This window comes from Accumulibacter sp. (genome assembly GCF_029255125.1).
Taxonomy (GTDB): domain Bacteria; phylum Pseudomonadota; class Gammaproteobacteria; order Burkholderiales; family Rhodocyclaceae; genus Accumulibacter.
Map to the genome: position 1 here is coordinate 1 of NZ_JAPUVR010000125.1, position 24,708 is coordinate 24,708.

At 66.8% G+C, this 24,708-nt stretch carries 21 protein-coding genes; 12 read left to right on the forward strand and 9 right to left on the reverse strand.

What is annotated here, in order from left to right:
- On the reverse strand, positions 1-229 hold a 229-nt coding region (gene tnpB, locus Q1L59_RS13180; protein ID WP_300332913.1), incomplete at its 3' end, for an IS66 family insertion sequence element accessory protein TnpB.
- Positions 217-633, reverse strand: a complete 417-nt coding sequence (locus Q1L59_RS13185; protein WP_300332916.1) for a hypothetical protein — start codon at positions 631-633, stop codon at positions 217-219. The genes tnpB and Q1L59_RS13185, both read right to left, overlap by 13 nt.
- A 677-nt stretch (positions 634-1,310) precedes the next feature.
- Here Q1L59_RS13185 and Q1L59_RS13190 point away from each other — a divergent pair.
- From Q1L59_RS13190 to Q1L59_RS13200, 3 genes are all read left to right on the forward strand, one after another.
- Entirely contained in the window at positions 1,311-2,207 is an 897-nt protein-coding gene (locus tag Q1L59_RS13190) for a GNAT family N-acetyltransferase (RefSeq protein ID WP_300332919.1), read from the forward strand.
- A gap of 43 nt (positions 2,208-2,250) precedes the next feature.
- Complete coding sequence (locus tag Q1L59_RS13195) at positions 2,251-3,654, forward strand: PIG-L family deacetylase (RefSeq protein ID WP_300332922.1); 1,404 nt, start codon at positions 2,251-2,253, stop codon at positions 3,652-3,654.
- Between the two features lie 83 nt (positions 3,655-3,737).
- Entirely contained in the window at positions 3,738-4,367 is a 630-nt protein-coding gene (locus tag Q1L59_RS13200; RefSeq protein WP_300332923.1) for a nuclear transport factor 2 family protein, read from the forward strand.
- Here the strand turns inward: Q1L59_RS13200 and Q1L59_RS13205 are convergent.
- The 4 genes from Q1L59_RS13205 to Q1L59_RS13220 are packed head-to-tail and all read right to left on the reverse strand — an operon-like array spanning position 4,346 to position 9,061.
- On the reverse strand, positions 4,346-5,269 hold the full coding sequence (locus Q1L59_RS13205) for a phosphatidate cytidylyltransferase (protein WP_300332925.1): 924 nt from the start codon (positions 5,267-5,269) through the stop codon (positions 4,346-4,348). The two genes, Q1L59_RS13200 and Q1L59_RS13205, sit on opposite strands and share 22 nt — an antisense overlap.
- A complete protein-coding gene (locus Q1L59_RS13210) occupies positions 5,266-6,636 on the reverse strand; it encodes a phosphatase PAP2/dual specificity phosphatase family protein (protein ID WP_300332928.1) in 1,371 nt (456 codons plus the stop codon). The genes Q1L59_RS13205 and Q1L59_RS13210 overlap by 4 nt, the downstream gene beginning before the upstream one ends.
- On the reverse strand, positions 6,633-8,381 hold the full coding sequence (locus Q1L59_RS13215; protein WP_300332930.1) for a bifunctional alpha/beta hydrolase/class I SAM-dependent methyltransferase: 1,749 nt from the start codon (positions 8,379-8,381) through the stop codon (positions 6,633-6,635). The genes Q1L59_RS13210 and Q1L59_RS13215 overlap by 4 nt, the downstream gene beginning before the upstream one ends.
- Positions 8,381-9,061, reverse strand: coding sequence for a CDP-alcohol phosphatidyltransferase family protein (locus Q1L59_RS13220; protein ID WP_300332933.1), 681 nt, complete (start codon positions 9,059-9,061; stop codon positions 8,381-8,383). The genes Q1L59_RS13215 and Q1L59_RS13220 overlap by 1 nt, the downstream gene beginning before the upstream one ends.
- Positions 9,062-9,386: 325 nt before the next feature.
- Between Q1L59_RS13220 and Q1L59_RS13225 the strand changes: the two genes are divergently transcribed.
- Complete coding sequence (locus tag Q1L59_RS13225) at positions 9,387-10,226, forward strand: PEP-CTERM sorting domain-containing protein (protein ID WP_300332934.1); 840 nt, start codon at positions 9,387-9,389, stop codon at positions 10,224-10,226.
- A gap of 74 nt (positions 10,227-10,300) precedes the next feature.
- Here Q1L59_RS13225 and asd read toward each other — a convergent pair whose 3' ends face one another.
- Together asd and Q1L59_RS13235 are read right to left on the reverse strand one after the other, a co-directional pair.
- The gene (gene asd, locus Q1L59_RS13230; protein WP_300332937.1) at positions 10,301-11,158 is read right to left on the reverse strand and encodes an archaetidylserine decarboxylase; all 858 of its coding nucleotides are present in this window, start codon (positions 11,156-11,158) and stop codon (positions 10,301-10,303) included.
- 65 nt (positions 11,159-11,223) lie between these two features.
- Entirely contained in the window at positions 11,224-11,445 is a 222-nt protein-coding gene (locus Q1L59_RS13235) for a zinc ribbon domain-containing protein (protein WP_300332939.1), read from the reverse strand.
- Between the two features lie 203 nt (positions 11,446-11,648).
- Here Q1L59_RS13235 and Q1L59_RS13240 point away from each other — a divergent pair, with 203 nt between their 5' ends.
- From Q1L59_RS13240 to mscL, 3 genes are all read left to right on the forward strand, one after another.
- Positions 11,649-15,860, forward strand: coding sequence for an autotransporter domain-containing protein (locus Q1L59_RS13240; protein ID WP_300332942.1), 4,212 nt, complete (start codon positions 11,649-11,651; stop codon positions 15,858-15,860).
- Positions 15,861-16,069: 209 nt separating this feature from the next.
- The gene (locus Q1L59_RS13245) at positions 16,070-17,227 is read left to right on the forward strand and encodes a pyridoxal phosphate-dependent aminotransferase (protein ID WP_300332945.1); all 1,158 of its coding nucleotides are present in this window, start codon (positions 16,070-16,072) and stop codon (positions 17,225-17,227) included.
- Between the two features lie 94 nt (positions 17,228-17,321).
- Positions 17,322-17,753, forward strand: coding sequence for a large conductance mechanosensitive channel protein MscL (gene mscL, locus Q1L59_RS13250; protein WP_300332947.1), 432 nt, complete (start codon positions 17,322-17,324; stop codon positions 17,751-17,753).
- Positions 17,754-17,836: 83 nt separating this feature from the next.
- Here mscL and Q1L59_RS13255 read toward each other — a convergent pair whose 3' ends face one another.
- Positions 17,837-18,763, reverse strand: a complete 927-nt coding sequence (locus Q1L59_RS13255; RefSeq protein WP_300332950.1) for a LysR family transcriptional regulator — start codon at positions 18,761-18,763, stop codon at positions 17,837-17,839.
- Positions 18,764-18,877: 114 nt separating this feature from the next.
- On the opposite strand from Q1L59_RS13255, the gene Q1L59_RS13260 reads away from it, so the two are divergent.
- The 5 genes from Q1L59_RS13260 to Q1L59_RS13280 all read left to right on the forward strand — a co-directional run.
- Positions 18,878-19,654: a ferredoxin--NADP reductase gene (locus tag Q1L59_RS13260; RefSeq protein WP_300332953.1), complete on the forward strand. Its 777-nt coding sequence runs from the start codon at positions 18,878-18,880 to the stop codon at positions 19,652-19,654.
- A gap of 189 nt (positions 19,655-19,843) precedes the next feature.
- Complete coding sequence (ettA, locus tag Q1L59_RS13265) at positions 19,844-21,511, forward strand: energy-dependent translational throttle protein EttA (RefSeq protein WP_300332956.1); 1,668 nt, start codon at positions 19,844-19,846, stop codon at positions 21,509-21,511.
- A gap of 22 nt (positions 21,512-21,533) precedes the next feature.
- Complete coding sequence (locus Q1L59_RS13270; protein WP_300332959.1) at positions 21,534-22,316, forward strand: 2-phosphosulfolactate phosphatase; 783 nt, start codon at positions 21,534-21,536, stop codon at positions 22,314-22,316.
- Positions 22,317-22,355: 39 nt separating this feature from the next.
- A complete protein-coding gene (locus Q1L59_RS13275) occupies positions 22,356-23,690 on the forward strand; it encodes a TAXI family TRAP transporter solute-binding subunit (RefSeq protein ID WP_300332961.1) in 1,335 nt (444 codons plus the stop codon).
- 279 nt (positions 23,691-23,969) lie between these two features.
- Positions 23,970-24,708 (forward strand): biotin/lipoyl-binding protein (locus tag Q1L59_RS13280; RefSeq protein WP_300332962.1); only part of this gene is annotated, 739 nt, incomplete at its 3' end.

Sequence of the window (24,708 nt, forward strand, 5' to 3'; positions counted from 1 at the left end):
GGTAGTGGCCCTGCGACAGCCGCTTTTGACAAAGCCAGAAGCCTTGCCCGTCATAGACCAGCAGTTTCACTGCCGTGCGCCGGCGATTGCAGAAAACGAACACACCGCCGCTGAACGGGTCTTCGCCCAGCTTCTGCCGCACACGTCGGGCCAGACCGTCGATGCCGCAGCGAAAATCCGCCGGCTCGGCAGCCACCCAGACGCGCAGGCGCGCGTTCAGGGCGAGCAAGGTTCGACCTGCCAAAGGGTACGTGCGACCTCGGCAACTTCGCTGCCCGTCGCCTGCGGCAGTTCGATGCGCAGCGCCCGGCCCGCTCGGTCGGTGAGAACCAGGACGCAAACCGCTGGCGCCAGCGGCAGGCCGAGATTGAGTTCGACGAAGCTCGATGATACGGGCGCGCTGCGCGCGTCGTCGGCGCAGTGCCTGACGCTCAGCCGGCGCTTCAGGCTCTTGTAGTCCAGCTTCAGGGCGACGGCAACCTTGGCGAGGCCGTGCCGCTCGGCGAGTTCGGTCGCTTGCGACCAAAGTTCCTCCGGAATGCGAGTACTACGCGGCCGGGTGCTTCGCCACTGGGCAAGCGCCGCAGCGGTTTCGGCCAGTTGCGGGGCGGTTGCAGGTAACGACGACGGCATTGCCAGGCCTCTCGAACGGTAGTTACGGGCCTACCAAGGTACCAGCCCCGCGTTGGGATTTCACGCAGCTTTGCCGAAAGCACACCCCGTCGGGCAAAGCCCGGAAGGCATCGCGAACCTTTTCGATCAAGGCCACGGCGGGGCCTGGCAGCAGGGTGGAGGCAACGGCGGAAATGTTCGGGGTTCCTGGCAATCATCGAAACTTCGAGCAAAATTGAGGTTAACACCATACCGCACTGTTTACCCGCATTATTTTTAGAAAGTACCGAGTTCCCCCCCCTCTTCATCGCCCAAGTCCTCCCAATCCTCGTGCACCAAGCCACATCAACAGCCTCCTTCCTTGGGTTTGAAATGAGAACTGCTGGTGGTCGCCTCGGGGCGAGGCGCTCTGGGGTGGTTGCTCCATAATGCCGAATAGCTCGGGTCGAAGCGTCTTCAATAGGGCGGGACGTAACAGTCGAGAGGCGCACTTCCGAATGCACTCGCGGCGGGTCCGGCCGCTTCGATCTCGTTTGTCGACCTTGCTCGAATGCGGGCGGGACTCGGGTCGCGGGCAAACGGCGGAAAAGGGTGTAAATTTCCGTCTTGCGATCTGCCTGGGGAGAGAAGCAAAGATGTGGCGTGGTGTTGGCGTGCAGATTGTCCGGGCGCGTGGACAGGACGGAGAGCGCTGAGCGATGCTGGATTTGTTCCGCCGCTGGCGCGAGCGTGGCTGGCGTGAAATCGATGCCGACGAGTATGAAGAGGCGTGGCATCAGTTCGGCGGCAGCGTGGCGACGCATCCGGAGATCGTGGGGCGTCTGTCGTGCTTGGCGCGTATCCCTGTGCGCTACCTCGGCTGGTTTGCCGGTGATCAGTTGCTGGCGGCGATTCCCTGTTGGGGCGCGCATCTGGCGCTGGCCAAAGAGGTGCTCAAGCAGCGCGGCCGGCGCAACCTGTTCGACCTCGGCAACGCCGAAGTCATCCTGCCGATTGCCCGCGACGCGCGCGTGCCGGTTCGCCAGCGGATGCACTACGTCTCGGAAATCAACGCCGAGCAGATCAGCGGACTGCAGCCGCAGGCCGAGGGTCTGTCCCTGGTGCGTTCGCCGGAAGAGTATTCCCCCAAGTTCCGCTACAACCAGCGGCGCGAACTGCGCCTGTTCGAAGAGGCCGGCGGCCGCCAGCAGGCGATGGCCGACCTGTCGCCGATGCAGCAGGCGATGATCTATGCCGATCTTTTCCAGCGCCGCTGGGGTTTTGCGCCACGCGGCAAGGCGTATCTGGGGGAAGTCTTCGACCTGTTGCGCGAATTCATGACCGGTTCTCTGCTGCTGCGCAACGATCGGCCGGTGGCGATTCAGATCATCTACCGCGTCGAGGCTCCGCATTGGCTGTCGGTCGAGTACATCAACGGCGGCGTCGATCCGGAAGCGAAAGAGCTCAGCCCGGGCAGCGTGCTGACTTACATCAACATGCTTGCCGCCTGGGAAGAGGCGCGTGCCCGGCGCAAGGCGCTGCGCTTCTCTTTCGGTCGCGCCGATCGTCCGTACAAGGATCGCTGGTGTCACCGCGTAGCAGTCTATCAGCGCTAGCCGGTCGGCCGGCAGACACCGGCGCGGCGGACAACGGCGCGCAATGACGGCGGCGCGCAAACAGGAGTTGCTCGCCCGCCATCGACGGCGCAAGCGCTTCCTCGTGCTGGTCAGCCTGCTCGCGCTGCTCGCGGTCGGCGGCGTCTACGCCTGGTGGCTGCCACCGCTGCTCGTATTCGCTGGCTGGATCGCGCACGAAGCCTGGTTCGCCGACCATCTGTTCTATTCGCCGCGGGTCGATTACGCCTACGACTTTCCGGCCGCGACGCCGTGTATGGAGGTCGTCCTCGCCGACGGTGAGCTGTCGCTGCCGGCAGCCTTGCCGGGGGGCGAGACGCTGATCCTCGAAGTGCGCCTGCGCAGCCGCCCGCTCGGCTACCTGTTCGACCCACATGTCATCATCGGCGACGACCGGCAGGACTTCGAGCGCGCCGCCTGTGGTCGGCGTTATCTCAACCTTTCCGGGCAGGCGGCGCGGCTCGCCAGCGGGCGCCTGCCGATCGTCGCGCGCCATTGCACGCTGGCCGCGCCGGCGCGCTTGTACGTGCTGGCCAATCCCGACTACACGCAGGAGCGCCTGCTGCTCGTCGCGCCGCACGCCGACGATGCCGAACTGGCGGCATTCGGCCTCTACAGCCGGGCGCGCGAGGTGCGCATCGTCACCCTGACGCAAGGCGAGGTCGAGGCGGGCGGCTACCGCCGTCTTGGCCTCGACAAAGCGCAGGCGGCGCGCCTGAAAGGCCGCCTGCGCACCTGGGACAGCCTGGCTGTACCGCTCTGGGGCGGCGTCGCACAACAGCACTGCGTGCAACTCGGCTACTACTGCCTGCAATTGCCGGCGATGCTCGCCGCGCCGGAGCAGGTCTTCCCCTCGCGCGAGTCGGGCGAGGGCGACATCCGACCCGCCCGCCGGCACAATGCGCTGGCGCTGCCGGCCGACGGCGACGGACTACCGACCGGCGCCAACCTGATCGCCGACCTGGTCGCCGTGCTCGAACACTTTCGTCCGCAGATCGTCGTCATGCCGCATCCGGAGCTCGATCCGCATCCCGATCATGTCGCCGGCGCCGCGGCGCTCTTGCAGGCGATCGGGCAGGTGCGTGTGCGACCCGAGCTGGCGCTGCTCTACGCCAACCACCTGCACGACAACGATCGCTGGCCGATGGGCCCGGCCGGCGGCGGCATCGCCTTGCCGCCAGCACTGACTGCGCTGCCCGCCGACGGTGTTTGGAGCCCTTGCCTGAGTCCGGCCGAACAGATCGACAAGGCGTTGGCGCTGGCCATGCAGCACGACCTGCAAGGCGCACTGCCGGGCAAGGCGCGCCTGCGTCGACTGATCCAGTCGCTGCTCGCCGGCCGTCGCTGGCCGGCGACCGGAGACAACGAGTTTTTCCGCAAAGCGGTTCGTCGGCACGAGCTGTTCTGGGTTCGCCGCCTCGAGCGCTAGGCCCGCGCAGTGCGCGCCGTGCTGGCACGCACTGCGCGGGCGGGCTATCATGCCAGTCTTCTTGCCGGACAACGGGAGGTGCCATGCGCGCGCTGCTCCAGATGATTTGTTCGTTCTTCCTGGCTCTGCTGGCGGCCGGCGTGTCGCCGGCGACCGCCGCCGATGATCCTCATGCCGCCGACCGTCAGGCGCTGATCAGGCTGTTCCGCGAGATGGAGGCCAGCATCAATGCGCAGGATGTCGAGCGCATGGTCGCCCAGATGCATCCGCAGGCGACGGTCACCTGGCTGAACGGCGAGGTATCGCGTGGGCACGACGAAATCCGGGCCTACTACCATCGTATGGTGAAGGGCGACCAGCGCATTCTCGACCGCTATCTGACCACCGCCAAGCTCGGCGCTTCGGCGCGGTTCTTCGGCAATGGCGAAGTGGCCGTCGCCGACGGAACGATGGTAGACGAGTTCTTTCCGGTCGCGCGCGGACCTTTCAGGCTGGACTCGAACTGGACCTCGACCTCGGCGAAGATCGATGGGCGCTGGCAGGTCGTCGCCCTGCACCTGTCCGCCAACGTGTTTACCAACTCCTTGATGGCCGAAGCGCAATCGGCCATCCGGCTGGCCGCAGGCGGCGCCGCGCTCGGCGGTCTGTTGCTGGGTGCGTTGTTGACCTGGCTGTGGTGTCGACGAGGCGCTCAAAGCGCGCGCAGCAGGTAGTAGTAGACCGGCGCCGGCAGCCAGAGCGAGTCCAGGCGGTCGAGCATGCCGCCGTGCCCAGGCAGCAATGAACCCCAGTCCTTGATCCCGCGCTCGCGCTTGCTCGCCGAGAGGAACAGGCTGCCAGCGAAGCCGAGCAGCGTGATGAGCAGCGCGAGCAGCGCCGCTTTGCCCGGCGCGAACGGCGTCAGCGACGACAGGCAGGCACCCAGCAGGCTGGCGCTCAGGATTCCGCCAAGCGTGCCAGCCAGCGTCTTGCCCGGCGAGATGCGCGGAGCGATCGGCCGGCGGCCGACGAGTTTCCCCCAGACGTACTGCAGCACGTCGCTCGCCTGCACGACGACGATCAGGAAAGCAAGCAGGTAGACCTTCCCCGGTCCGTCGGTGGACGGCAGCGCGAGCAGCGCCGGAATATGCGAAATCGCGTAGACGCAGATCAGCAGCCCGCTTGCCAGCGGCGCCTGGCAGGCGTTTGCCGCGCAGCTCGCGCGCCGCCGGCTGGCGACGACGCCGACCAGCAACACGCTCGGCAGGCCGAGTGCGAAAAGCAGCGCTTCTCCGCTCGCCGCCAGCGCGTACTGCAGCGCAACGGCGAGCAGCATGCCGGCGAGCAGCCGACTGCACGGCGCGCCAACCGGCCGGCCGGCCATGATGAACTCGCGCAGCGCGGCGAACGAGGCGAGCGCGAAGAGCAGCGTGATGCCGGCCTGGCCGGCGAGCACGGCCAGGCCGAAGACGCTGACGATGACCCACCAGGCGGCGATTCGCCGGTTGAGGTTGTCGATCAGCGGGTGCGCCTGGCGGTGGGCAACGACGACGCGCAGGATCTGACCGACCAGCGAGGCGACCACGAGGACGGTTGCCAGGCCGCCCATCAGTGGCCAGGCGGCGCGCTCGATCATGCCGCCGATGTCGCCGCGCGGCAGTCGGGCGACTGCTGCCAGCGCTGCAGCAGCGCGCGCTGCGCGTCGCCGAGGACGACGCCCGGGCGAGCTGCCTGTACGCGGCGGATCGCGTCCTCCGGCGTGTCGGCCAGCCGCTGACGCAGCAGCCACGCAGCAAGCACCACGGCGCTGCGCGCCAGGCCGAGCGCGCAGCAGACGAGCACCGGACCCCCGGCGGCGCGCGCCTGTTCGACCGCCCTGACGCCCTGCTCGAGTTCGTCGCAGTCGGGGGTGACCAGGTCGAGCAGCGGAACGACGATGTGGGTCACGCCCGGCGTCGTGCACGGCAGCTCGGCGCACAGGTCGACGAGCGTCCTGACGCCGAGCTGACGCAGATCGCCGCGGCCCGGCAGGCGGCCGAGAAACATTCCCGGCACCACCTCGTCGGCCGGCTTGCCCCGCCGCGTCCACCAGCGCGAATTGAGCCAGGCGCCGGCCAGGTAGGGTGCCAGAAGGCAGACGACCGCCGGCGGCAGCGCACCGTCGCTGCCCTTGGCAAACGCGCTGGCGTCGCAGAGCAGATAGATCACGCCAACCAGCCCGAGCGCGGCAGCCGGCCAGAGCAGCCACAGGCCGACGCCGCCGAGGCCGCCGGCGAGCAGCCCACTGGCCAGGGCGGCGAGCAGGTAGATCAGCGCCAGACGTAGACGCCGGGGATCGCGCGTCAGCGCTGCTCGAGGCGAACGGCGCTGCCCATCATCGGGCAGCAGCCAGAGGACGAAGCAGCCGAGCCAGGCGCCGGTCGGAACGTCGAAGAAGTGATGCTGCCCGGTGGTCAGCACCGAAACGCCAATCAGACCGGCAACCGCATAGACCAGCGCGTGCCAGGCGCGCGGCACGGCGTGCCGGTAGATGGCGAGGAGAACGACGAGCAAGGCGATGTGCAGCGAGGGCGCCTGGTTGAACGGCTGATCGAAGCTGTCGAGCGCCGCGAACATCCAGCCGAAGACGCCGTCCACCTCGCCGCGCACGAAGCTGCAGCGCAAGGGAAAGGCGAGAAAGCAGGCGACCGCCAGGATCTGCGTGAGCAGCAGACGGGCGGCGTGCGTGTCGAGCCGGCGACGCGTCGGGCAGAGGAAGAGCGAAATGCCGTAAAGGAGGTCGATCAGCCAGTAGGGAACGATCGTCCACGGCAGAAACGGGATCTGCTGCTCCCAGGCGAAGGCGATCACGGGAACCTCGCTGCGGCGCGCGCTGAGCCAGGTGGCCAGGCCGTAGCTGGCGAAGAAGAACGGCGCCAGAACGAGCAGCCAGACAAGCGCGCGCGGCCAGGGGTAGGCGCTGGACGCTTCGCCCGCCAGGCGCTGCCGGCTTTCCCCAGTCACTGGCGGCGGGCCAGCGAAACGGTGAAGATCCCCCAGTCGTCGATCCATTGTTCGACCTTGGCGAAACCGGCGGTGCGCACGAGTTCGTCGAGTTCGGCCTGGCTGCGGCGCCGCATCACCCACGGCTGCCCGCCGCGGTGGCTGGTCAGCGTGCGCGCGATCATTTCGATCTGCGGGTGCCACGGCTGACCGGTGTAGATCAGATAGCCGCCCGCCTCCACCGCCTGTGCCAGGCCACGCAGCGAGCGCAAGACAGCTTCGTTGTCGGAGAACAGCTCGTAGAGCCCGGAAACGACGACCAGGTTCGGCCGTGGCTGCAAGCTGGCAAGCGCGTCCTGGTCAAAGGCGTCGCCGACTTCGCAGCGTGCGATGTCGGCCAGATGCCTTTCCTCGACCAGCGCCTGCGCCTGGGCGACGTTCGCCGCGCTGAAATCGCGCAGGACGATCGACGCCGGGCGTTCGCGCAAGCGGTCGACGGCGTCGAGCACGTAGCGTCCGTAACCGGCGGCAATGTCGGCGATGCGCAGCGCCTGACCGGCTGCGTGCACCGCCTGCGCGGCGGCAGCCATCGCCTGCAGCAGATGAGCGCGGCGGATGCGCACGCCGCGCCAGCCGATGGCATTCAGGTAGCCGCGGTCGATCAGCCGGCCGACGAGCAGCGCGCCGCGCGCCTGGTCGCGATAGACGTAGTCGAGGCTGCGACCCGAATCGAAGCCACTGTCCAGGCCGATGCGGATCCCTTCCGACAGGCGTCCGAGGCTGCGCATGGCCAGCCGGGTGAGCGCGAAGCCCAGCCGGCGCACGGAGAACGCCGGCAGCGGCTGGCGCAGGCGCAGTTCCTCGGCGTGCGTATGACCGTCGCGATCCGCCTGCAGCAGCGAATCGGCCGTCGCCGGGCTGGCGAAGACGCGCTCGACGAAGTCGCGCACGTGCGCCAGCGCGATCTGCCGGTCGCGCTCGCCGAGCGCGTCATGCAGAAAACCGGGCAAGACGTGGCACTCCTTGCGCGGCGAGCCAAGGCGGTGAAAGAACTGCTCCTGCGGCGCCCGGTAGACCACCCAGTCCTTCTCCGGGATCAGCAACTGGACCGGCAGGCGGATCGCCGGCGCGTCGTCGACGATGCGCTCGGCCGCGGCGAGCAGACCGAGCAGAACGCGCGCCGAAATCGCCCGCGCAATCAGCCGGTCCTCGTCGTACGAGCGAATGCGCTCGACATCCTGGCTGAGGAACTTCGCCTTGACGTAGGACGTGATGAAGAAGTTGCCGCGCAGGCGGTAAAGCAGGGTCAGTCCGGCGCGCGCCAGCGGAACGTACAGCTTCACCTTGAACGCGGGTGCAGCAAGCACCAGGCAGCGGATCGGCGCCGCGTAGTCGTGTACCCAGGTGGCTGCGATCACCGCTCCGACGCTCTGCCCGATCAGTGCCAGGCGCTCGCCGTCGACGCCGTGCGCCGTCTGCAGATGGCGCACGAAGCAATCGAGATCCTTGACCAGCGCGGCGAAACTCGGACTGTCGCCGCGTGCCCCGGGCGAGCGACCGTGCCCGCGCGCGTCCCAGGCAAAGCAGGCAAAGTGATCGAGTGCGAGTTCGTCGACGATATGCTGCAGGCGACCCGAATGCTCGTGCCCGCGGTGCAGCAGGACGAGCGTCGGTGCTGCGTCACCGCCGTTGACTGCCGGCCAGTGGCGGTAGAACAGCCGACTGCCATCGTGCGTCGTAAACTCGAGTTCCTGCGCCTGGCGCATCACGTTTCTCCTTGCCTGATCGGGCTGCTCGTCTGCTCGGCCGGGGAATCCGCGCCGGCGCTCCCGCTGCTCTCGGCGACGCCGCGCTGAACGCGGTTGACGATGGTCAGAACAAGCAGCACGGTGATCGCCGCCAGCGCCCACACCAGCCATTCCCCGGGACGGACGCCGCAAGCGAGGAGCAGGCCAAGCACGGAAAAGACGAAAGCGCGATCGCTCTTGCCGAGCGGACCGTCGTTGCGTCGTTCGCCGCTGGCGCCGATCGCCAGGACGCCGGCCATCTCGGCGAGATTGGCAAGGACGATGAGAACGACGACGAGCACCGGCAGCGCGCCGCCCGCCTGCGAGAGAAAAGCGAAAGGCAGATACAGCGCCGCGTCCGACACCTGATCGCACAACTCGTTCAAATACGCGCCCAGCCTCGAGCGCTGCGCGAACTCGCGGGCGAGCATGCCGTCGATGGCATTCAGCGCCATGCGCAGGAAGAACCATCCGGGCAGCAGCAGAAACCACCCGGTCTGCCCAGCCGAAGCGCTCAGGGCGAGCCCGCCGCCGACCAGCAGCGAACCAGCGCAAGCCGTCAGCGTCACCTGATTGGCCGTTGCGCCAAGCCGGTAGAGCAGGTGGGCGAAGGGGCGCAACAAGGCCTGGAAACGCGGCTTCAAGCGGTAGAGACTCATCGGCGAACGGCGAAGAAAAGAAAAAATGATAGCACCGGCGCCAAGCTTGCCGGCCAGCCGGCGGCCCGTCAGCGACGGATTGCCGTCAGCCTCGTCGGAAAATTTTACAGAGCGAGTGGCGAGGGCGCTTGCGGCGCCCGCTTCGTGTTGCCTGGCGGTCGCCAGGTACCGGATAAAACGCCAATGAATACAAACTGCATCTGATCTGGCACGAAAAATGCTCGGTGTCGCTGCGAAATGTCGCGGCCGGGCCATCGAGCACATTTCATGATTTTTCGCGTTTCGCTTTCCAGTCTTTCGCATCACCCCAACGGAGGATTCCCAGATGAAAAAAAAGATCGTCGCCGTATCGCTCGCCCTGCTTTCCACCAGCGCCGCGCAAGCCGCCCTGCTCACCGACCCGAATGACGCACGCTCCTGGCAGGGAGCCAGCGTCGGAACCTTTGCCGGGCTGTACTACGGATCGAACACGCTGGCCAACCGTCAAGCCGTGATCGCCAACAACCTGCTCGACGACAGCAATTTCGATGCTACCGGCTATGCTGCGGCGACGCTGAAGAAATTCAACGGTGTCGATGTCGTCGCCAACCCGCTTTTCGGCGCATACGGTACTTCGTTCGATCAGCCGGGCGTCAGCGACGGCAACGACAGCACCTACAACTACACTTTCGGCAGTGCCGGCGCGGCTGTCGGTGGCAACGCCATCGACCAGCACTGGATCCAGACGGACAACACGATTGGTAACAGCGTCTGGGATCTCGGTTTCCAGGCGAGCAAGGCAGCCGTCTTCAACTCGATCGACCATACCCCGCTGCCGCTCGAGGCGATCGAGTCCACCGTCTATCTGTCGAACGACATGATCACCTGGACGCAGGCGGTGACCGAGCGCGTCTGGCTGGAAGGCATCTACAGCGACACCAGCGTCCTCTGGGACGGCTTCGTCTATGCGGTGGGCACGGGTACCGCCGATACCTTCCGCTACGCTTCGATCGTCTGGGGTGGTCCGGGTGCGCTGCAAGCCGACGGCGATAACGAAATCAACGGCGTGATGGGTCTGCGCGACAACTTCCAGCCGGGCCCGAGCCTTCCCGAGCCGGCTTCGCTCGCCCTCTTCGGGCTGGGCCTGCTTGGCCTGTACGCGGCGCGTCGGCGTTCTGCCGTTTGAGTATCGAGTTGTGAGCGCGGCCGGGCGGTGCGCAACTCGCCGCCAGCCGCGCGTGCCAACCCCGGCGGGCTTGTTCAGGCGCCGCTGGGCGTGCGCTTTGCCATCATTTCACCCATGCGGACAGGGCGCGCCGCGCGCCAGTCCGGGTTGAAGGCGAGCGTGTTGCGCGGGAAGAGCATGACGACCGTCGAGCCGAGCATGAAGCGGCCCATTTCCTCTCCCTTGGCGAGTTCGATACGGCGGTCGTCGTAAGTCCAGGAGCGGATTTCGCCGCTGCGCGGCGGGTTGACCGTTCCGTGCCAGACGGTTGCCATGCTGCCGACGATCGTTGCGCCGACCAGCGTCAACACAAAGGGGCCGAAGTCGGCGTCGAACAGACAGACGACGCGCTCGTTGCGCGCAAAAAGGCCCGCGACGCCGCGCGCGGTGGCTGGATTGACCGAGAACAACTCGCCCGGAACGTGAAGCATCTGGCGCAGGCGACCGCCGACTGGCATGTGGATGCGGTGGTAGTCGCGCGGGCTGAGGTAGAGCGTGGCGAAGTCGCCATCGACGAAGGCCGCAGCCCGCTCGCTGTCGCCGCCGAGCAGTGCGGCGGTCGAGTAACGATGCCCCTTGGCCTGAAAGATCTGGTCGCGCTCGATGCGACCGAACTGGCTGATCGCCCCGTCGACCGGGCAGACGAAATCCGCCTCGGCGAGCGGGCGCGCGCCGTCACGCAGCGCACGTGTGAAGAACTCGTTGAACGTCGGGTAGCAAACCGGATTGGGCTCGGCCGCCTCGCTCATGTCGACGTCGTAACGCCCGATGAACCAGCGGATGACGGCGGTGGTCAGGCTGCCCGCGTTGCTCGCCGCCAGGCGTCCGGCGAGCTGGGTCAGAGCCTGCTTGGGCAGCAGGTGCTGCGCGAGTACGGCGATGCGGTCGGACACGATGGCGTTGGTGGCGAAGGCGGAGCGCGATTATACGCCGGGCTTGGCCCGCCCCGGCCGGGCGCTCACTGAAATCGGCAGGCGCCGGGTCCGTCCGGGTGGCCGCAACTGCCACACGCTGCGGGCAGTTCGCGTGCCGCTGCGCTGCTCAGCGCTGCAAAAGCAGACAGCTTCTTGCGCAAGTCGGTGCTGTGGCAGTTGGGGCACTCGGCTGCCGGCGAGGACTCGCGAACCAGCTTTTCAAACTCGCTGCCGCAGGCGGCGCACGCGTATTCGTAGATGGGCATTTTGTCGATACTCCGTGTTGGTGCGAAAGATTTGCCGAAGCAGCGCGCTCGCCGCTGACCTGGCCGTCGAGGACCGCCAGGAGCGCCGGCCAAGGAACTCACGGCGGCACAAGTTTACCTTGTCCGCCAAGCCAAAGCAGCGTATTTTCCGGCTGGGGAATGGATTCGCTGCATCGCAATAGAGCAGACTGGGGAGGATGGACATGAAAGCAGTGCTGCGTTGCGGGCTGACCGGAATGGCCGCCTGCGCGTCGTTCTTCTGGGCCGGCGAAACAACGGCGGAGACCGCTTTCGCCTTTGTCAGTTCGCCCATGAGCTGGGTTGGTCAGGGCGAGAGCGTGCTGATCACGCCGACCACCGGGAGTGGCTTCAGCTTTACCGCGACGCGCTCTTTCGATCAGGGCGTCCATTTTGCCATCAATGACTTCGCGAGCAACCCTGATCCTTGGTCAACACGCTGGTGGTATCTCGACTTCGCCGCCCCCTACGGCGCGCCGCTGACGCCCGGCAGTTACCCGTCCGCAGAGCGCTGGCCTTTCCAGGCGGTGTCCAGCCCCGGTCTCGACTTTTCCGGCAACGGGCGTGGCAACAATACGCTGAGCGGCCGATTTACCGTGCTCGAGGCGCAATACTCCGGGACCGGCGAGGTGATGGCTTTCGCCGCGGACTTTGTCCAGTTTGACGAGAACATCCGCAACCGGTGGAGCTTCGGATCGCTGCGCTATCAGTCGTCGTTTGCCTTGCAAACGTTTCCCCGCATCGATTCGACGCAGGCGGCGCACCTCGCCAGCGCACTTGGCAACACCCTGCTGCCGGCCTTCGACGGGGGCGTCCTGCGCATCGACAGCCCGGTACCGACGATCGATCTGGGCTTCACGCTGAGCAACCGTGGCGGCACGATAGACGCCAACGGCAATCGCGTATTGTTCACCGGCACGATTGCTGACCAGCGCAACGAGAGTGGCCCGCTGACGCTCAGCGGAGCTGGCGTGAGCACCTTCGGCGGGCGAAACACCTACACTGGCCGGACGACGATCAGTCGCGGAGCGACGCTGGCGCTGGCCACTGGCGCGAGCATCGAGGACTCGGCAGAGGTGCGCAACGACGGGAGCTTCGACCTCGCTCAGAAAGCAGACGGTACCGCGATCAGGGCGCTCTCGGGTGATGGCCGGGTGCTCCTCGGCGTCGGCGAGCTGGTTCTGACTGCCGCCGGCGGCACGTTTGCCGGAGTCATCGCCGGCCCCGGCGCGGTGCGCGTGCAGGCCGGCAACCAGGTCTTCAGCGGCGCCAACACCTACGCGGGTGGTACGACGATCAACGATGGAGCGACCCTCAGTGTAGGCAGTGACGCCAACCTGGGCGATCCAGGCGGCGCGCTGCGCCTCTACGGTGGCACGCTGCGCGCCACTTCGAGCTTTTCGATGCAGCGTGCGATACACCTCCTGTTCCGCGATGGCGCTTTCAATATCGATGCCGGGAGTACGCTGACGAACGCGGGATCGGTCGACGGCCCGGGATCGGTGGTCAAGGACGGCACCGGGACACTGCGACTCTGCGGCAGCGTCGCGCATGACGGCGGGTTCCGGGTGAGAAGCGGCCGGGTCGACCTTTGTGGCGCCTATGCGGCGCCTGGCCAGGTGACCATCGAGGCGGGGGCAACACTCGCCGTGCAGGGCGGCAGCGATCTGGCTTCGGCCGCGCGGATCCTCAACGGCGGGACGCTGGACATTTCGGGCAGCAGCGCCGGCGTCACCCTGCAAGCACTCGACGGGAGCGGCAGCGTCGTGCTCGGCGACCGCAGGCTGACGCTGGCCGGGCCCGACCGCTATCCCAACCCGGTCTTCAGCGGCGACTTCCAGGGCAGCGGCGAGATTTCGATTCTGCGCGGCCTGCACGTCTTTTCCGGGGTGAGCAGCGGGTTTACGGGCACGACGACGATCGTTCCCGGCGCCGTGCTGGCGCTTTCCGGGCTGGCTTTCCCCGGTCAGTCGACTTTCGTCAATCACGGCGTTCTCGATCTGTCCCCGCATTCGGGGGCCGCCTGGCTGGCCAGCCTGAACGGCAATGGTCTGGTCCTGCTCGGTGCCAACGACCTCGTCCTATGGCGCGCCGGCGGCAGTTTCGACGGAGAAATTTCGGGTTCCGGCCTGCTTGCCGTGATCGGCGGAGCGGTGACGCTCGGCGGGACGAACCGCTACGCCGGCGGTACGCTGATCGGCAGCGGCGCGTTCGTCCGGATTGCCGCCGACAGCAGCCTGGGCAACGCGGCCGGACCGCTCGGCCTGGACAACGGGACGCTGCGCACTTCGGCCAATGTGTCGACGGCGCGCACGATCTATGTCGGCGCCCGGGGAACCCTGATCACCGATGCTGGTACAACGCTGACCAGCACGGGCAGCGTGTCCGGCAGCGGCCGGTTGATCAAGCAGGGCGCCGGCGCACTGGTGCTCGCCGGTGACAACGCCGGCGATCATACGCCGGGCAGCGGCTGGACCGGCGGCCTGACGATCGACGAGGGTCTGGTCGAGGTGAACAACGCGTGGGGGCTCGGCTGGGGCGATGTGGCGCTCAATGGCGGACGGCTGAAGTTTGGCCTGGACCTGGCGACGCCGCAGACGATGGCGCTGGCCGGCGGCGCGCTGCTCGACGTTGCGCCAGGAACGACAACGACTCTGACCGGTACGATCGCCGGTACGACCGGTGGCTGCGTCGTCAAGACCGGCGGCGGCACGCTCAACCTGCGTGGCGCGGCGACTCTGACCGGCGGCATCTGCGTCGAGCAGGGCGAACTCAAGGTGAATGGCGAACTCGCCGGCAGCGTCGGCATTGAACCGGCTGCGCTCTTGCGCGGCGACGGCGTGCTGCGTGGGCCGGTCAGCGTGCGCGGAACGCTCGCCCCGGGCAACTCGCCGGCGACGCTGACGGTCGCTGGAACGGTCGAGATGCTGCCCGGTTCGACCTTCCAGGCCGAGATCAACGGACGCGGTACGGCGTCGGGCCCGGGCAACTATTCGCGCTTGCTGGTTACCGGAGCGGGCAATCAGTTCATTGCCGGCGGTGCCCGGCTGCAGCCCCGGCTGCGCGCGCTCAGCGGCAGCGAGGTCTACGTCCCCTACGTTCCGCAACTCGGCGACAGCTTCCGCATCGTCAGCGCGGAAGGTGGAATCGTTGGCCGTTTCGCCTCGGTCGCCGAGGCCGAAGGCCTGGCGGCGGGCACGCGTCTGCTCGCCTTCTACGATGTGCGCGGCAACCGCAGCATCGACCTGCGCGTCGCGCCAGCGGCCTACGGTGGCGTGCTGAGCAGCGCCAATGACAATCGCCGCGCGGCGGCCGATGCCGTCGATCGGCTGAGCGTTGCCGATCAGCAAGGCAACACCAACTCGGCGCAGAGCGAGTTCCTTTACGCGCTGACCGGACTCCCCGGAGAGCAGATTCCGGGCGCGCTGAACACGCTGCCGGGCGAAGTGCATGCCGCGCTGGCGGCTGTTGCCCCGCGCACCGGGCCGCGGGTGCAGGCTGCGTTGCGCCGCCAACTCGGCGCAACCCGCGCTCGCTCGGCCGACGCGCCTGCGCCAGCGTCGGATGACACTACGCCGCGCCGCGCGCTGTGGATTGAGGTCGGCGGCGATCGCGGCCACTGGAGCGGCGATCGCTCAGCGAGTGGCTTGCGCGCCACGCGCACCGAGTTTGCCGTGGGCGGCGATCTGTTCGAGGCGGACGGCGTACGCGCGGGAATCGGCCTGGCGCACGCCGATACGAATGTTGCGCAAACGCTTGGCGCCGGCTCGGTCGAGGAGAATGTGCTTTTTGCCTACGGTCAGTACCGCGCCGACGCGTATCTCCTCGACGGTTTGGTCGGCTATGGGCGCAGTCGGTGGACCAGCCGGCGCGCCGACCCGCTGGGCGGCGGCGAGCGCCTGAAAACCGACCAGGGTGGCGCCACGTGGCTCGCCGGCAGCACGCTGCGCAAGCCGTTCGAAGTGGCAGCGACGGTCGTCGAGCCCTTCGCCAGCGTGCTCGCCCAGCACGTTACGCGACAGGCCACCGACGAAGCGGGAGACTCGCCGGCCGCCCTGCATCTGCGCCGTTACAGCGCGACGAACGTGCGCGCCATGCTCGGTCTGGCTGCCGCTTCGCTGGACAAGGACCCGCTCAATGCCGCGCTGACCTACGAAGTGCAATTGGGCCTTGGCCAGGACTGGGGCAGCGCCTTGCGTGCGAATGTGCACGCCAGCCTCGCCGGCAGCGAATTCGCGCTGCGCGCGCCGCAGGTCGGGCGCAGCTTTGCGCAGTTACGGCTGGCCGGCACCTGGCGACTGAGCCGCACAGCGTATGCCTATGCCGGGCTGACGGGCGAAGTACGCCAGGGGCAGAGCGAGGTTGGCGGCACAGTCGGCTTGCGCGTCGCTTTCTGAGCCCGGCCGGCATACCTTGCGCCGGCTGAAATCGAACCGCTTGCGGCGCCGTCGCCGGGAGTAGGCACGCCGGGCCAGATCACCTAGACTATGGCGCGCGCGGCACACTGTTTCCGCGCCCACCGCTTCGCTTACCGTGCGCGCCATCAGCGGCTTCAGCGCCGTCCTCGCCCGCTTCCGATCGTTGTTCCCTCGACCGCTTGCCCGCCATGCCCCAATCCTCCCTTGCCATCGATTCCAAGCTGCCGCAGGTCGGCACGACGATTTTCACCATCATGTCCAGACTTGCCGCCGACTGCGGCGCGATCAACCTGTCGCAGGGCTTCCCCGATTTCCAGCCCGACGATTCGCTTTTCGCAGCCACGCTGCAGGCGATGCGCATGGGGCGCAACCAGTATCCGCCGATGGCCGGCGTTGCCGAATTGCGCGCGGCGATCAGCGACAAGGTCGAGTCGCTCTACGGCGTGCGTTACGACAGCGAGAGCGAGGTGACGGTGACCGCCGGCGCGACACAGGCGATCTTCACCGCGATCGCCGCTTTCGTCCGCCCGGGCGACGAGGTGATCGTCTTCGAACCGGTCTACGACAGCTACGTTCCGGCGATCGAAACCGTCGGCGGCAAGGCGCGCTTCGCGACACTGTCCTACCCAGACTACCGACCCGACTGGGAGCAAGTGCGTTCGCTGCTCGGCCCGCGCACGCGCATGATCATCATCAACTCGCCGCACAACCCGACCGGTGCCGTCTGGTCGGCGCAGGATCTTGAGCACCTGGCCGAACTGACGCGTGGCACCGACATCGTCGTTCTCGCCGACGAGGTCTACGAGCACATCGTCTTCGACGGCGCGCGACACCACAGCGTCAGCCGCCGGCCGGAACTCGCCGCGCGCAGCCTGGTCGTCTCTTCGTTCGGCAAGACGTATCACATCACGGGGTGGAAGATCGGCTACGTCGTCGGCTCGGCCCACCTGATGAACGAGTTTCGCAAGGTCCATCAGTTCAACGTCTTCACCGTCAATACACCGTGCCAAGTGGGGATCGCCGACTACATGCGCGAGGCTGCGCGCCATCTCGGACTGGCCGACTTCTACCAGCGCAAACGTAATTTCTTCCGCACACTCTTGCAGGATTCGCGTTTCGATCTGTTAGCGTGCCGCGGGACGTATTTTCAGTTGGCGCGCTACCGCCGGATCTCAGCCTTGCCGGATGTCGAGTTTGCACACTGGCTGACGCGTGAAGCCGGCGTTGCGGTGATTCCGGTGTCGGTCTTCTACCACGATGGACGCGACGACGGCGTCGTCCGCTTCTGTTTCGCCAAGCAGGAAACGACGCTGGCCGCGGCGGCTGAACGGCTGCGCAGCTTGTAGGGGGCTTCCCGCAACCTGCGCCGGGCCTCTATAATCGCCGCCCGCGCAACACAACCCAATAACACAAATCATTCAATTCAAGGAGAAGCACAGGATGAGCATGCTGCAGGAGTTCAAGGAATTCGCAATGAAGGGCAACGTCATGGATCTCGCCGTCGGCGTGATCATCGGCGGGGCTTTTGGCAAGATCGTCGATTCGGTCGTCGGCGACCTGATCATGCCGTTCATCGCCTGGATCATGGGCGGCAAACTCGATTTTTCGGGGATGTTCCTGGTTCTCGGCAAGGTTCCCGAGGGAACCGCGATGACCCTTGACGCGCTGAAGAAGGCGCAGGTGCCGGTTTTCGCCTACGGCAGCTTCATCACGATTCTGGTCAACTTCATCATCCTCGCCTTCATCATCTTCATCATGGTCAAGCAGGTCAACCGCTTGAAGAAGAGCGAACCGGTGGTCGAGGAAGCCCCGCCGGCGGTCGCCGAGGAAGTCATCCTGCTGCGCGAGATTCGCGACAGCCTGAAGAAGTAGAGTGCCGTTCGGCGCGCGCCGCGCCGATCCCGCTCATGCGCTTTCCTCGCCGGCCTGCGCCGGCGCAAGCCGGCAATGCCGCTTCAGGGAATGAACGGCCACTCGATCTGGTCGCTGCGCGCGACGCCCGCGCTCAGCGCCCGGCACGAGGCGATGAAGTCCAGCATGCCGGCGGTCTGAAACTTGCGCCGATGGCGAACGAAATGGAAGTGCCGGCGCAGATCAAGCTCCGGCGTCTCGACGGCAACCAGGCTACCGCGGCGAAAAGCCTCGCGCAGCGCCAGGCGCGAGATGCAACCGATGCCCAGACCGAATTCGACGGCGCGCTTGATCGCTTCCGTATGTTCCAGTTCGAGACGCACCGCGAGCGGCGCGTGATGATGACGCAGCGCCTGATCGAGCGTCTCGCGCGTTCCTGAACCCGCTTCGCGAACGATCCACGCTTCGCCCGCCAGTTCGTCGAGCGTCGCCGAAGTGCGCCTGGCGAGCCGATGGCCGGGCGCGCAGAAGACGACCAGTTCGTCGGCCACCCAGGGTTCGACGAGCAGTTCCGGATGGCGGCAGTGTCCTTCGATCAGGCCGAGGTCGAGCTCGTGCCGGGCAAGCTGCTCGACGATCGTCTTCGTGTTGTGTACGGCCAGACCCACCGTGCTTTCCGGGTGACGCTTGAGGAAGTCGGCAACGATCAGCGTCGCCAGATAGTTGCCAATGGTCAGCGTCGCACCGAGGCGCAGATGGCCGTAGCCGCTGCGCCCGGCGAGTGCCTGCTCGAGGGCGGCCGCCCGCTCGATCAGTTCGATGGCCTGCGGCAGCAGCGTCTGACCGACTTCGTTCAGTTGCAGCGCCTTGCCGTAGCGGTCGAAGAGCTGCGTGTCGAACTGACGTTCGAGCTCGCCGAGCGCGGCACTCGTGGCCGACTGTGACAGAGCAAGCTCTTCGGCGGCGCGCGAAACGTTCTCGTGGCGGGCAACGGCGACAAAAACCTCGATCTGGCGCAGGGTGAATCGCATGGCGTCTGGTTAGAGGCAAAATCGCTAAGGATTATCCAGAAAATCTGTTTTGCAAACAGAATACGACGAACTACGATGCATGTCGTCCACCATCGCCAGCCCAGGCCCACGCCAATGAGCAACTTTTCTTCCCAGCGCGTTCTTTCGGTACATCACTGGAACGACAGTCTGTTCAGCTTCCGCACGACGCGCGATCCGGCGCTGCGTTTCATCAACGGCCAGTTCGTCATGATCGGTCTGCCGCAGGAAGGTCGTCCGTTGACGCGCGCGTACAGCATAGCCAGCGCCAATCACGACGACTACCTCGAATTTTTCAGCATCAAGGTGCCGAACGGGCCGCTGACCTCGAAGCTGCAGCATCTGGCGGTCGGCGACGAGATCGTCGTCAGCCGCAAGCCGACCGGAACGCTGGTTCTGCGCGACCTGCGGCCGGGCGAACATCTCTACCTGCTCGCCACCGGCACCGGATTGGCGCCGTTCATCAGTCTGATTCAGGACCCCGAGACCTACCAGCGCTTCAACAAGGTGATCCTGATCCACGGTGTCAGATGGATCAAGGATCTGGCGTACAGCGACTTCATCCAGCGCGAACTGCCGACGCACGAATTCTTCGCCGATCTGGTGCGCGAGCGCCTGATCTACTACCCGACGGTGACGCGCGAAGCCTACCTGCACCAGGGGCGAATCACCCATCTGATGGCGAGCGGTCGGCTGTTTTCGGATATCGGCCTGCCACCGCTCGATGCGCAGCGCGATCGTGCGATGGTCTGTGGCAGCCCGGCGATGATCAAGGACTGCTGCACGCTGCTCGATCAACACGGCTTCCAGGTTTCGCCTTATATCGGCGCGCAGGGCGACTACGTCATCGAGCGCGCCTTCGTCGACAAGTAGGCTGGACGGCTGACGTCGGGCTCGATGAGCGGCCCGACAAGCGCTTTTTTCGAAGCCAAACGGCCGCGGACTCGGGTAGACTGAGGGCTGTGCAGCCTAGTCCGCTGCGCGCTTCTGCCGGCGCTGCCCGAGCGCCTGTGCACCGCCCGTTCAACCCTCATCACCCGCGGATCGACGACCGCCAAGGCCATGGCTCAATACGTATTCACGATGCTTCGCGTGGGCAAGATCGTGCCGCCCAAGCGACAGATCATCAAGGACATCTCGCTTTCGTTCTTCCCCGGCGCCAAGATCGGACTGCTGGGCCTGAACGGTTCCGGCAAGTCGACGGTGCTGCGCATCATGGCCGGCGTCGACCGCGACATCATTGGCGAAGCAACGCCGATGCCCAACCTGAAGATCGGCTACTTGCCGCAGGAACCCGAACTCGACCCGGCGCGTAACGTCCGCCAGGAGGTCGAGTCCGGCCTCGGCGAAGCCTTCGCCGCGCAGGAACAACTCGCTGCGGTCTATGCCGCTTACGGCGAACCCGATGCCGACTTCGAAAAGCTCGCCGAGGAACAGGCGCGTCTGGAAGCGGTCCTCGCGGGCGCCGGCAGCGATCTCGCCAACCAGCTCGAACTGGCCGCCGACGCGCTCCGCCTGCCGCCGTGGGAGGCGTCGATCGGCACGCTATCGGGCGGCGAAAAGCGGCGCGTGGCGCTGTGCAAACTGCTCCTGTCGAAGCCCGACATGTTGCTGCTCGACGAGCCGACCAACCACCTCGACGCCGAGTCGGTCGACTGGCTGGAACAGTTTCTCGTCCGCTTTCCGGGTACCGTCGTCGCCGTGACGCACGACCGCTACTTTCTCGACAACGCCGCCGAGTGGATCCTCGAACTCGACCGCGGTCAGGGAATCCCGTGGAAGGGCAATTATTCGAGCTGGCTCGAACAGAAGGAAGCGCGTCTGGCGACCGAAGCGAAGCAGGAGGCCGGACGCCTGAAGTCGATGAAGCAGGAACTCGAATGGGTGCGCCAGAATCCGAAGGCACGCCAGGCCAAGAGCAAGGCGCGCCTGGCGCGCTTTGACGAACTGTCCAGCGTCGAGTACCAGAAACGCAACGAAACGCAGGAGATCTTCATTCCCGCCGGCGAGCGCCTGGGCAACAAAGTGATCGATTTCCACGCGGTCAGCAAGTCGTTTGGCGACCGGCTGCTGATCGACAAGCTGAGTTTCAGCGTGCCGCCCGGCGCCATCGTCGGCATCATCGGGCCGAACGGCGCCGGCAAGTCGACGCTTTTCCGCCTGTTGATCGGCGAGGAGAAGCCCGATGCGGGCGAGATCGAAATCGGCGCGACGGTCAAACTCGCCTACGTCGACCAGAGCCGGACGAACCTCGACGCGGGCAAGACCGTCTTCGAGGAAATCTCGGGCGGGGCCGACATCCTGACCGTCGGCAAGTACGAAACGCCGGCGCGCGCCTATCTCGGCCGCTTCAACTTCAAGGGCGCCGATCAGCAGAAACCGGTCGGGCAACTCTCCGGCGGCGAGCGCGGTCGCCTGCACCTCGCCAAGACGCTGATCGCCGGCGGCAACGTTCTCCTGCTCGACGAACCCTCGAACGACCTCGATGTGGAGACGCTGCGCGCGCTCGAAGACGCCCTGCTCGAATTCGCCGGCAGTGTGCTCGTCGTTTCGCACGACCGCTGGTTTCTCGACCGCATCTGCACGCACATTCTGGCCTGCGAAAGCGATTCACAATGGAGCTTCTTCAGCGGCAACTATCGCGAGTACGAAGACGACAAGAAGCGCCGGCTGGGTGAGGAAGCGGCAAAACCGAAGCGCATTCGCTACAAACCGATCACGCGGCACTAAGAACAAGGAGGAAGTCGTTGCCATGCGCACACGCCGGCTGTACCTGAACCGCCTCGACCAGGCGCGCGAACCTGACGATGTCGTCGTCGTCATCGACGTACTGCGCTCCTTTACCACCGCCGCCTACGCCTTTGCCGCGGGCGCGCCGACGATCTACCCGGTCGACAGCATTGCCGGCGCCTTTCGCCTGCAGCGCAGCCTGCCGGCCGCGGTGACCAGCGGCGCGGTCGGCGGCGGTGACCCGATTCCCGGTTTCGATTTCGGCAACTCGCCGTCGGCGCTGCACGGCATCGACCTGCGCGGCCGGCCGCTGATCCAGACGACCGCTGCCGGCGTGCGCGGACTGACACGCTTCCGCCAAGCACGCGCCTTGTTTGCCGGCAGCCTGGTTCTCGGCCGGGCGACGGCCGAAGCGCTGCGCGCGCTGCAGCCGAGCGAAGTCTGCTTCGTCATCACGGGCGAATGGGTAGACCGTGACGGCGATGAAGACATCGCCTGCGCCGACTACCTCGAAGCGCTGCTGCGTGGCGACGACGTCAACCCGGCGTGGTATGGCGAACGCGTGCGCGATTCCGACTTTGGCCGGCGTTTCCAGGCCGCGACCAATCCGCACCTGCCGCCGGCCGACCTCGACTGCTGCGCACAGGTCGACCGCTTCGATTTCGCGCTGCTCGCCGCTTTTGTCGACGGGCACCTGCAACTGCAGCGGAGCAGCGCGGCGCAGTTGCGTAGCGCGCGCGCCGAAGGCTTCGGCGTGCTGCCGCACGCCTTGAAGCTGCCCGCGACGCCGGTGTTCAGCGCCTAGCCGGGCGCCGCTGGACGGGGTAGACGAGGTCGGCCGGCAGTGCGCAAGTGGCTGATCGTCGGTGGGCTGCTGTTCATCGTCGCGGGTGCGTTTGCCGCGGTCTGGGCATGGTTGCCGTGGATGTTCTCGGCGAGCTACACGATCCGTGTCGCGACGGGCCCGGTCGGCAGCGACGGGCAGAAATTCATGTCCGCCTACAAGCGCGTGATGGCCGAGGAGCACCCGCGCGTCCGCCTGGTCCTGATGGAAAGCGCCGACCTGCAGGGCAGCGCCGACGTCCTGCAGGCGGGCAAGGCCGACATCGCCGTCGCACGCAGCGATCACCCGGGGGCGAGCAGTGCCGGCACGCTCGTCATTCTGCGACGAGCCGCCCTGCTCGTCATGGTTTCCGCCGGATCGCCGGTCAAGTCGATGAAGGACTTGAACGGCGCGAAAATCGCCGTGCTCGACGAGGCGACCGCGAGCGACCCGCTGTTTCGCACGGTGATGGAGTTCTACCGGATTCGGCCGCACAGTATCGTGCAGACGCGGCCGGCCGACGCCGGTGACGTGCTGCAGCGACGCGCGGCGGCTGCCGTCGTCGCCCTCGGACTGGCCGGCATCGAAGCGACGGCCGACGCGGCGCGCGACATTCTCCGGGCAACCGGCAAGCCGCCGCGCTTCCTCAATCTCAAGGCGAAGGCGATTGTCGCCCAGCACCCGGTCTATGAGGAGATCGAGATACCCGCTGCTGCCTTTGTCGCCGCGCCGGCGGTGCCCGACGACGAGGTGACGACCGTGGCTTTGTCGGTACGTCTGGTGGCGCGCAATTCGATGCTGGACGACGTTGCCGGCGAGCTCACCCGCCTGCTTCTGGCGACGCGCGCGAAACTCGCCGTCACCTGGCCGCATGCCGGCCAGGTCGAGCCGCCGGATACCGACAAGAAGGGCTTTCTACCGGTGCATCCGGGCGCTGCGGCGTACCTCGACGGCAACCAGGTGAGCGCCTTCGAGCGGGCGATGGACATGTTGTTCACGCTGTCGATTCTCGGCGGCCTGCTCGGCTCGCTGGCCCTGGCCGTCGGCGGCTTCTGGCGCCGGCACCGGCCGGACGAGACGCGCCGCAACCTGGCTCACCTGCCGGCGATGCTGCGCGAAGTGGATTCCCTCTCGCCAGCCAACATCCAACAGATGGAGCAGCATCTCGACGGTCTGGTCAGCCAGTTGCTCGACCAGTTCGTCCATCAGAAGATTCCACCCGAGCAGATCAGCGCCGCGTGCGCCGTCATCGCCCAGTTGCGAGCGCACCTTGCGCGCCAGCGCGCGCTTTCGGCAGCGGCCAGCGACGCACCGACAGTCGCGCAAGCGGTGGCCGGCGAAGCCAGGTCCGCTTGAGCGGTCGTCAGGAAATGGTCGCAAATCCCGGTTGGCGGGCGACGTGTTCGCGCCGGTTCGGCAAACGAGCGGGCCGTGGTCGAACGATGCGCGAGGTCGAGCTGTGCACTTGCGCCAAGCTTGCTGATCGGTCGCTTGACACGAGCCTGTGCGCGCCGGGATACTCCGTCTGCCGATGTGCTGCGCGGCCGGCTGATGGCCAGCAACCACGGGCGGGCGGCGCCTCGCGCGCGGTCGCCGCAGTCGAGTTTCCCAGCCCCCGATGATTCTCTCCGCCCAATGAACGAAGCAGAAAAACAGCCCGCCACCGTCTCGCTGGCGCAGCTCAGGGTCGAGCGCAGCGCCGCTCCGCTGCGCCGTCGCCGCCGGCGACTGTTCGTCTGGCTGGTGGCGGCGCTTGCTCTTGGCGCGCTCGCTGCCTTCATTCTGCTGCCGCGTACGCTCGATGTGCAGCTCAGCCCGGTATTCAGCGCCTATCCGGCGCAGCAATACGCGCAACTCACCGCTTCCGGTTATGTCGTCGCGCAGCGCCGCGCCTCGGTGGCCTCCAAGGGGACCGGCCGGCTGATCGAGTTGCGCGTGCGTGAGGGGAGCCCGGTACGCCAGGGCGAATTGATTGGTCGCCTCGACGCGAGCGATGTGCAGGCGGCGCTGCTCGTCGCCCAGGCGGCGATCACGCAGGCGGCGGCCGGTGTCCGCCAGGCGGAGGCGAACGTGGAACAGGCGCAGGCGGAAGCGGCCAACGCGGAAGTCGAACTGCAGCGCCAGCAGGCCTTGCGCGCGCGCGGTTTCGTTTCGTCGCAGGCGGTGGACGCGGCGCAGCGCCGGGCGCTGGCCGCGCGCGCCGGCGTCGGCGCCGGGCGGGCGGCGATCGGCAGCGCGCGCGCGGCGCTCGCGCAGGCGCAGGCGCAGGCGACGGTACAGCGGGTCAACTACGACAACACCGAGATCCGCGCGCCTTTCGACGGCGTCGTCCTGGTCAAGAACGCCAATGTCGGCGACATGATCACGCCCTTTT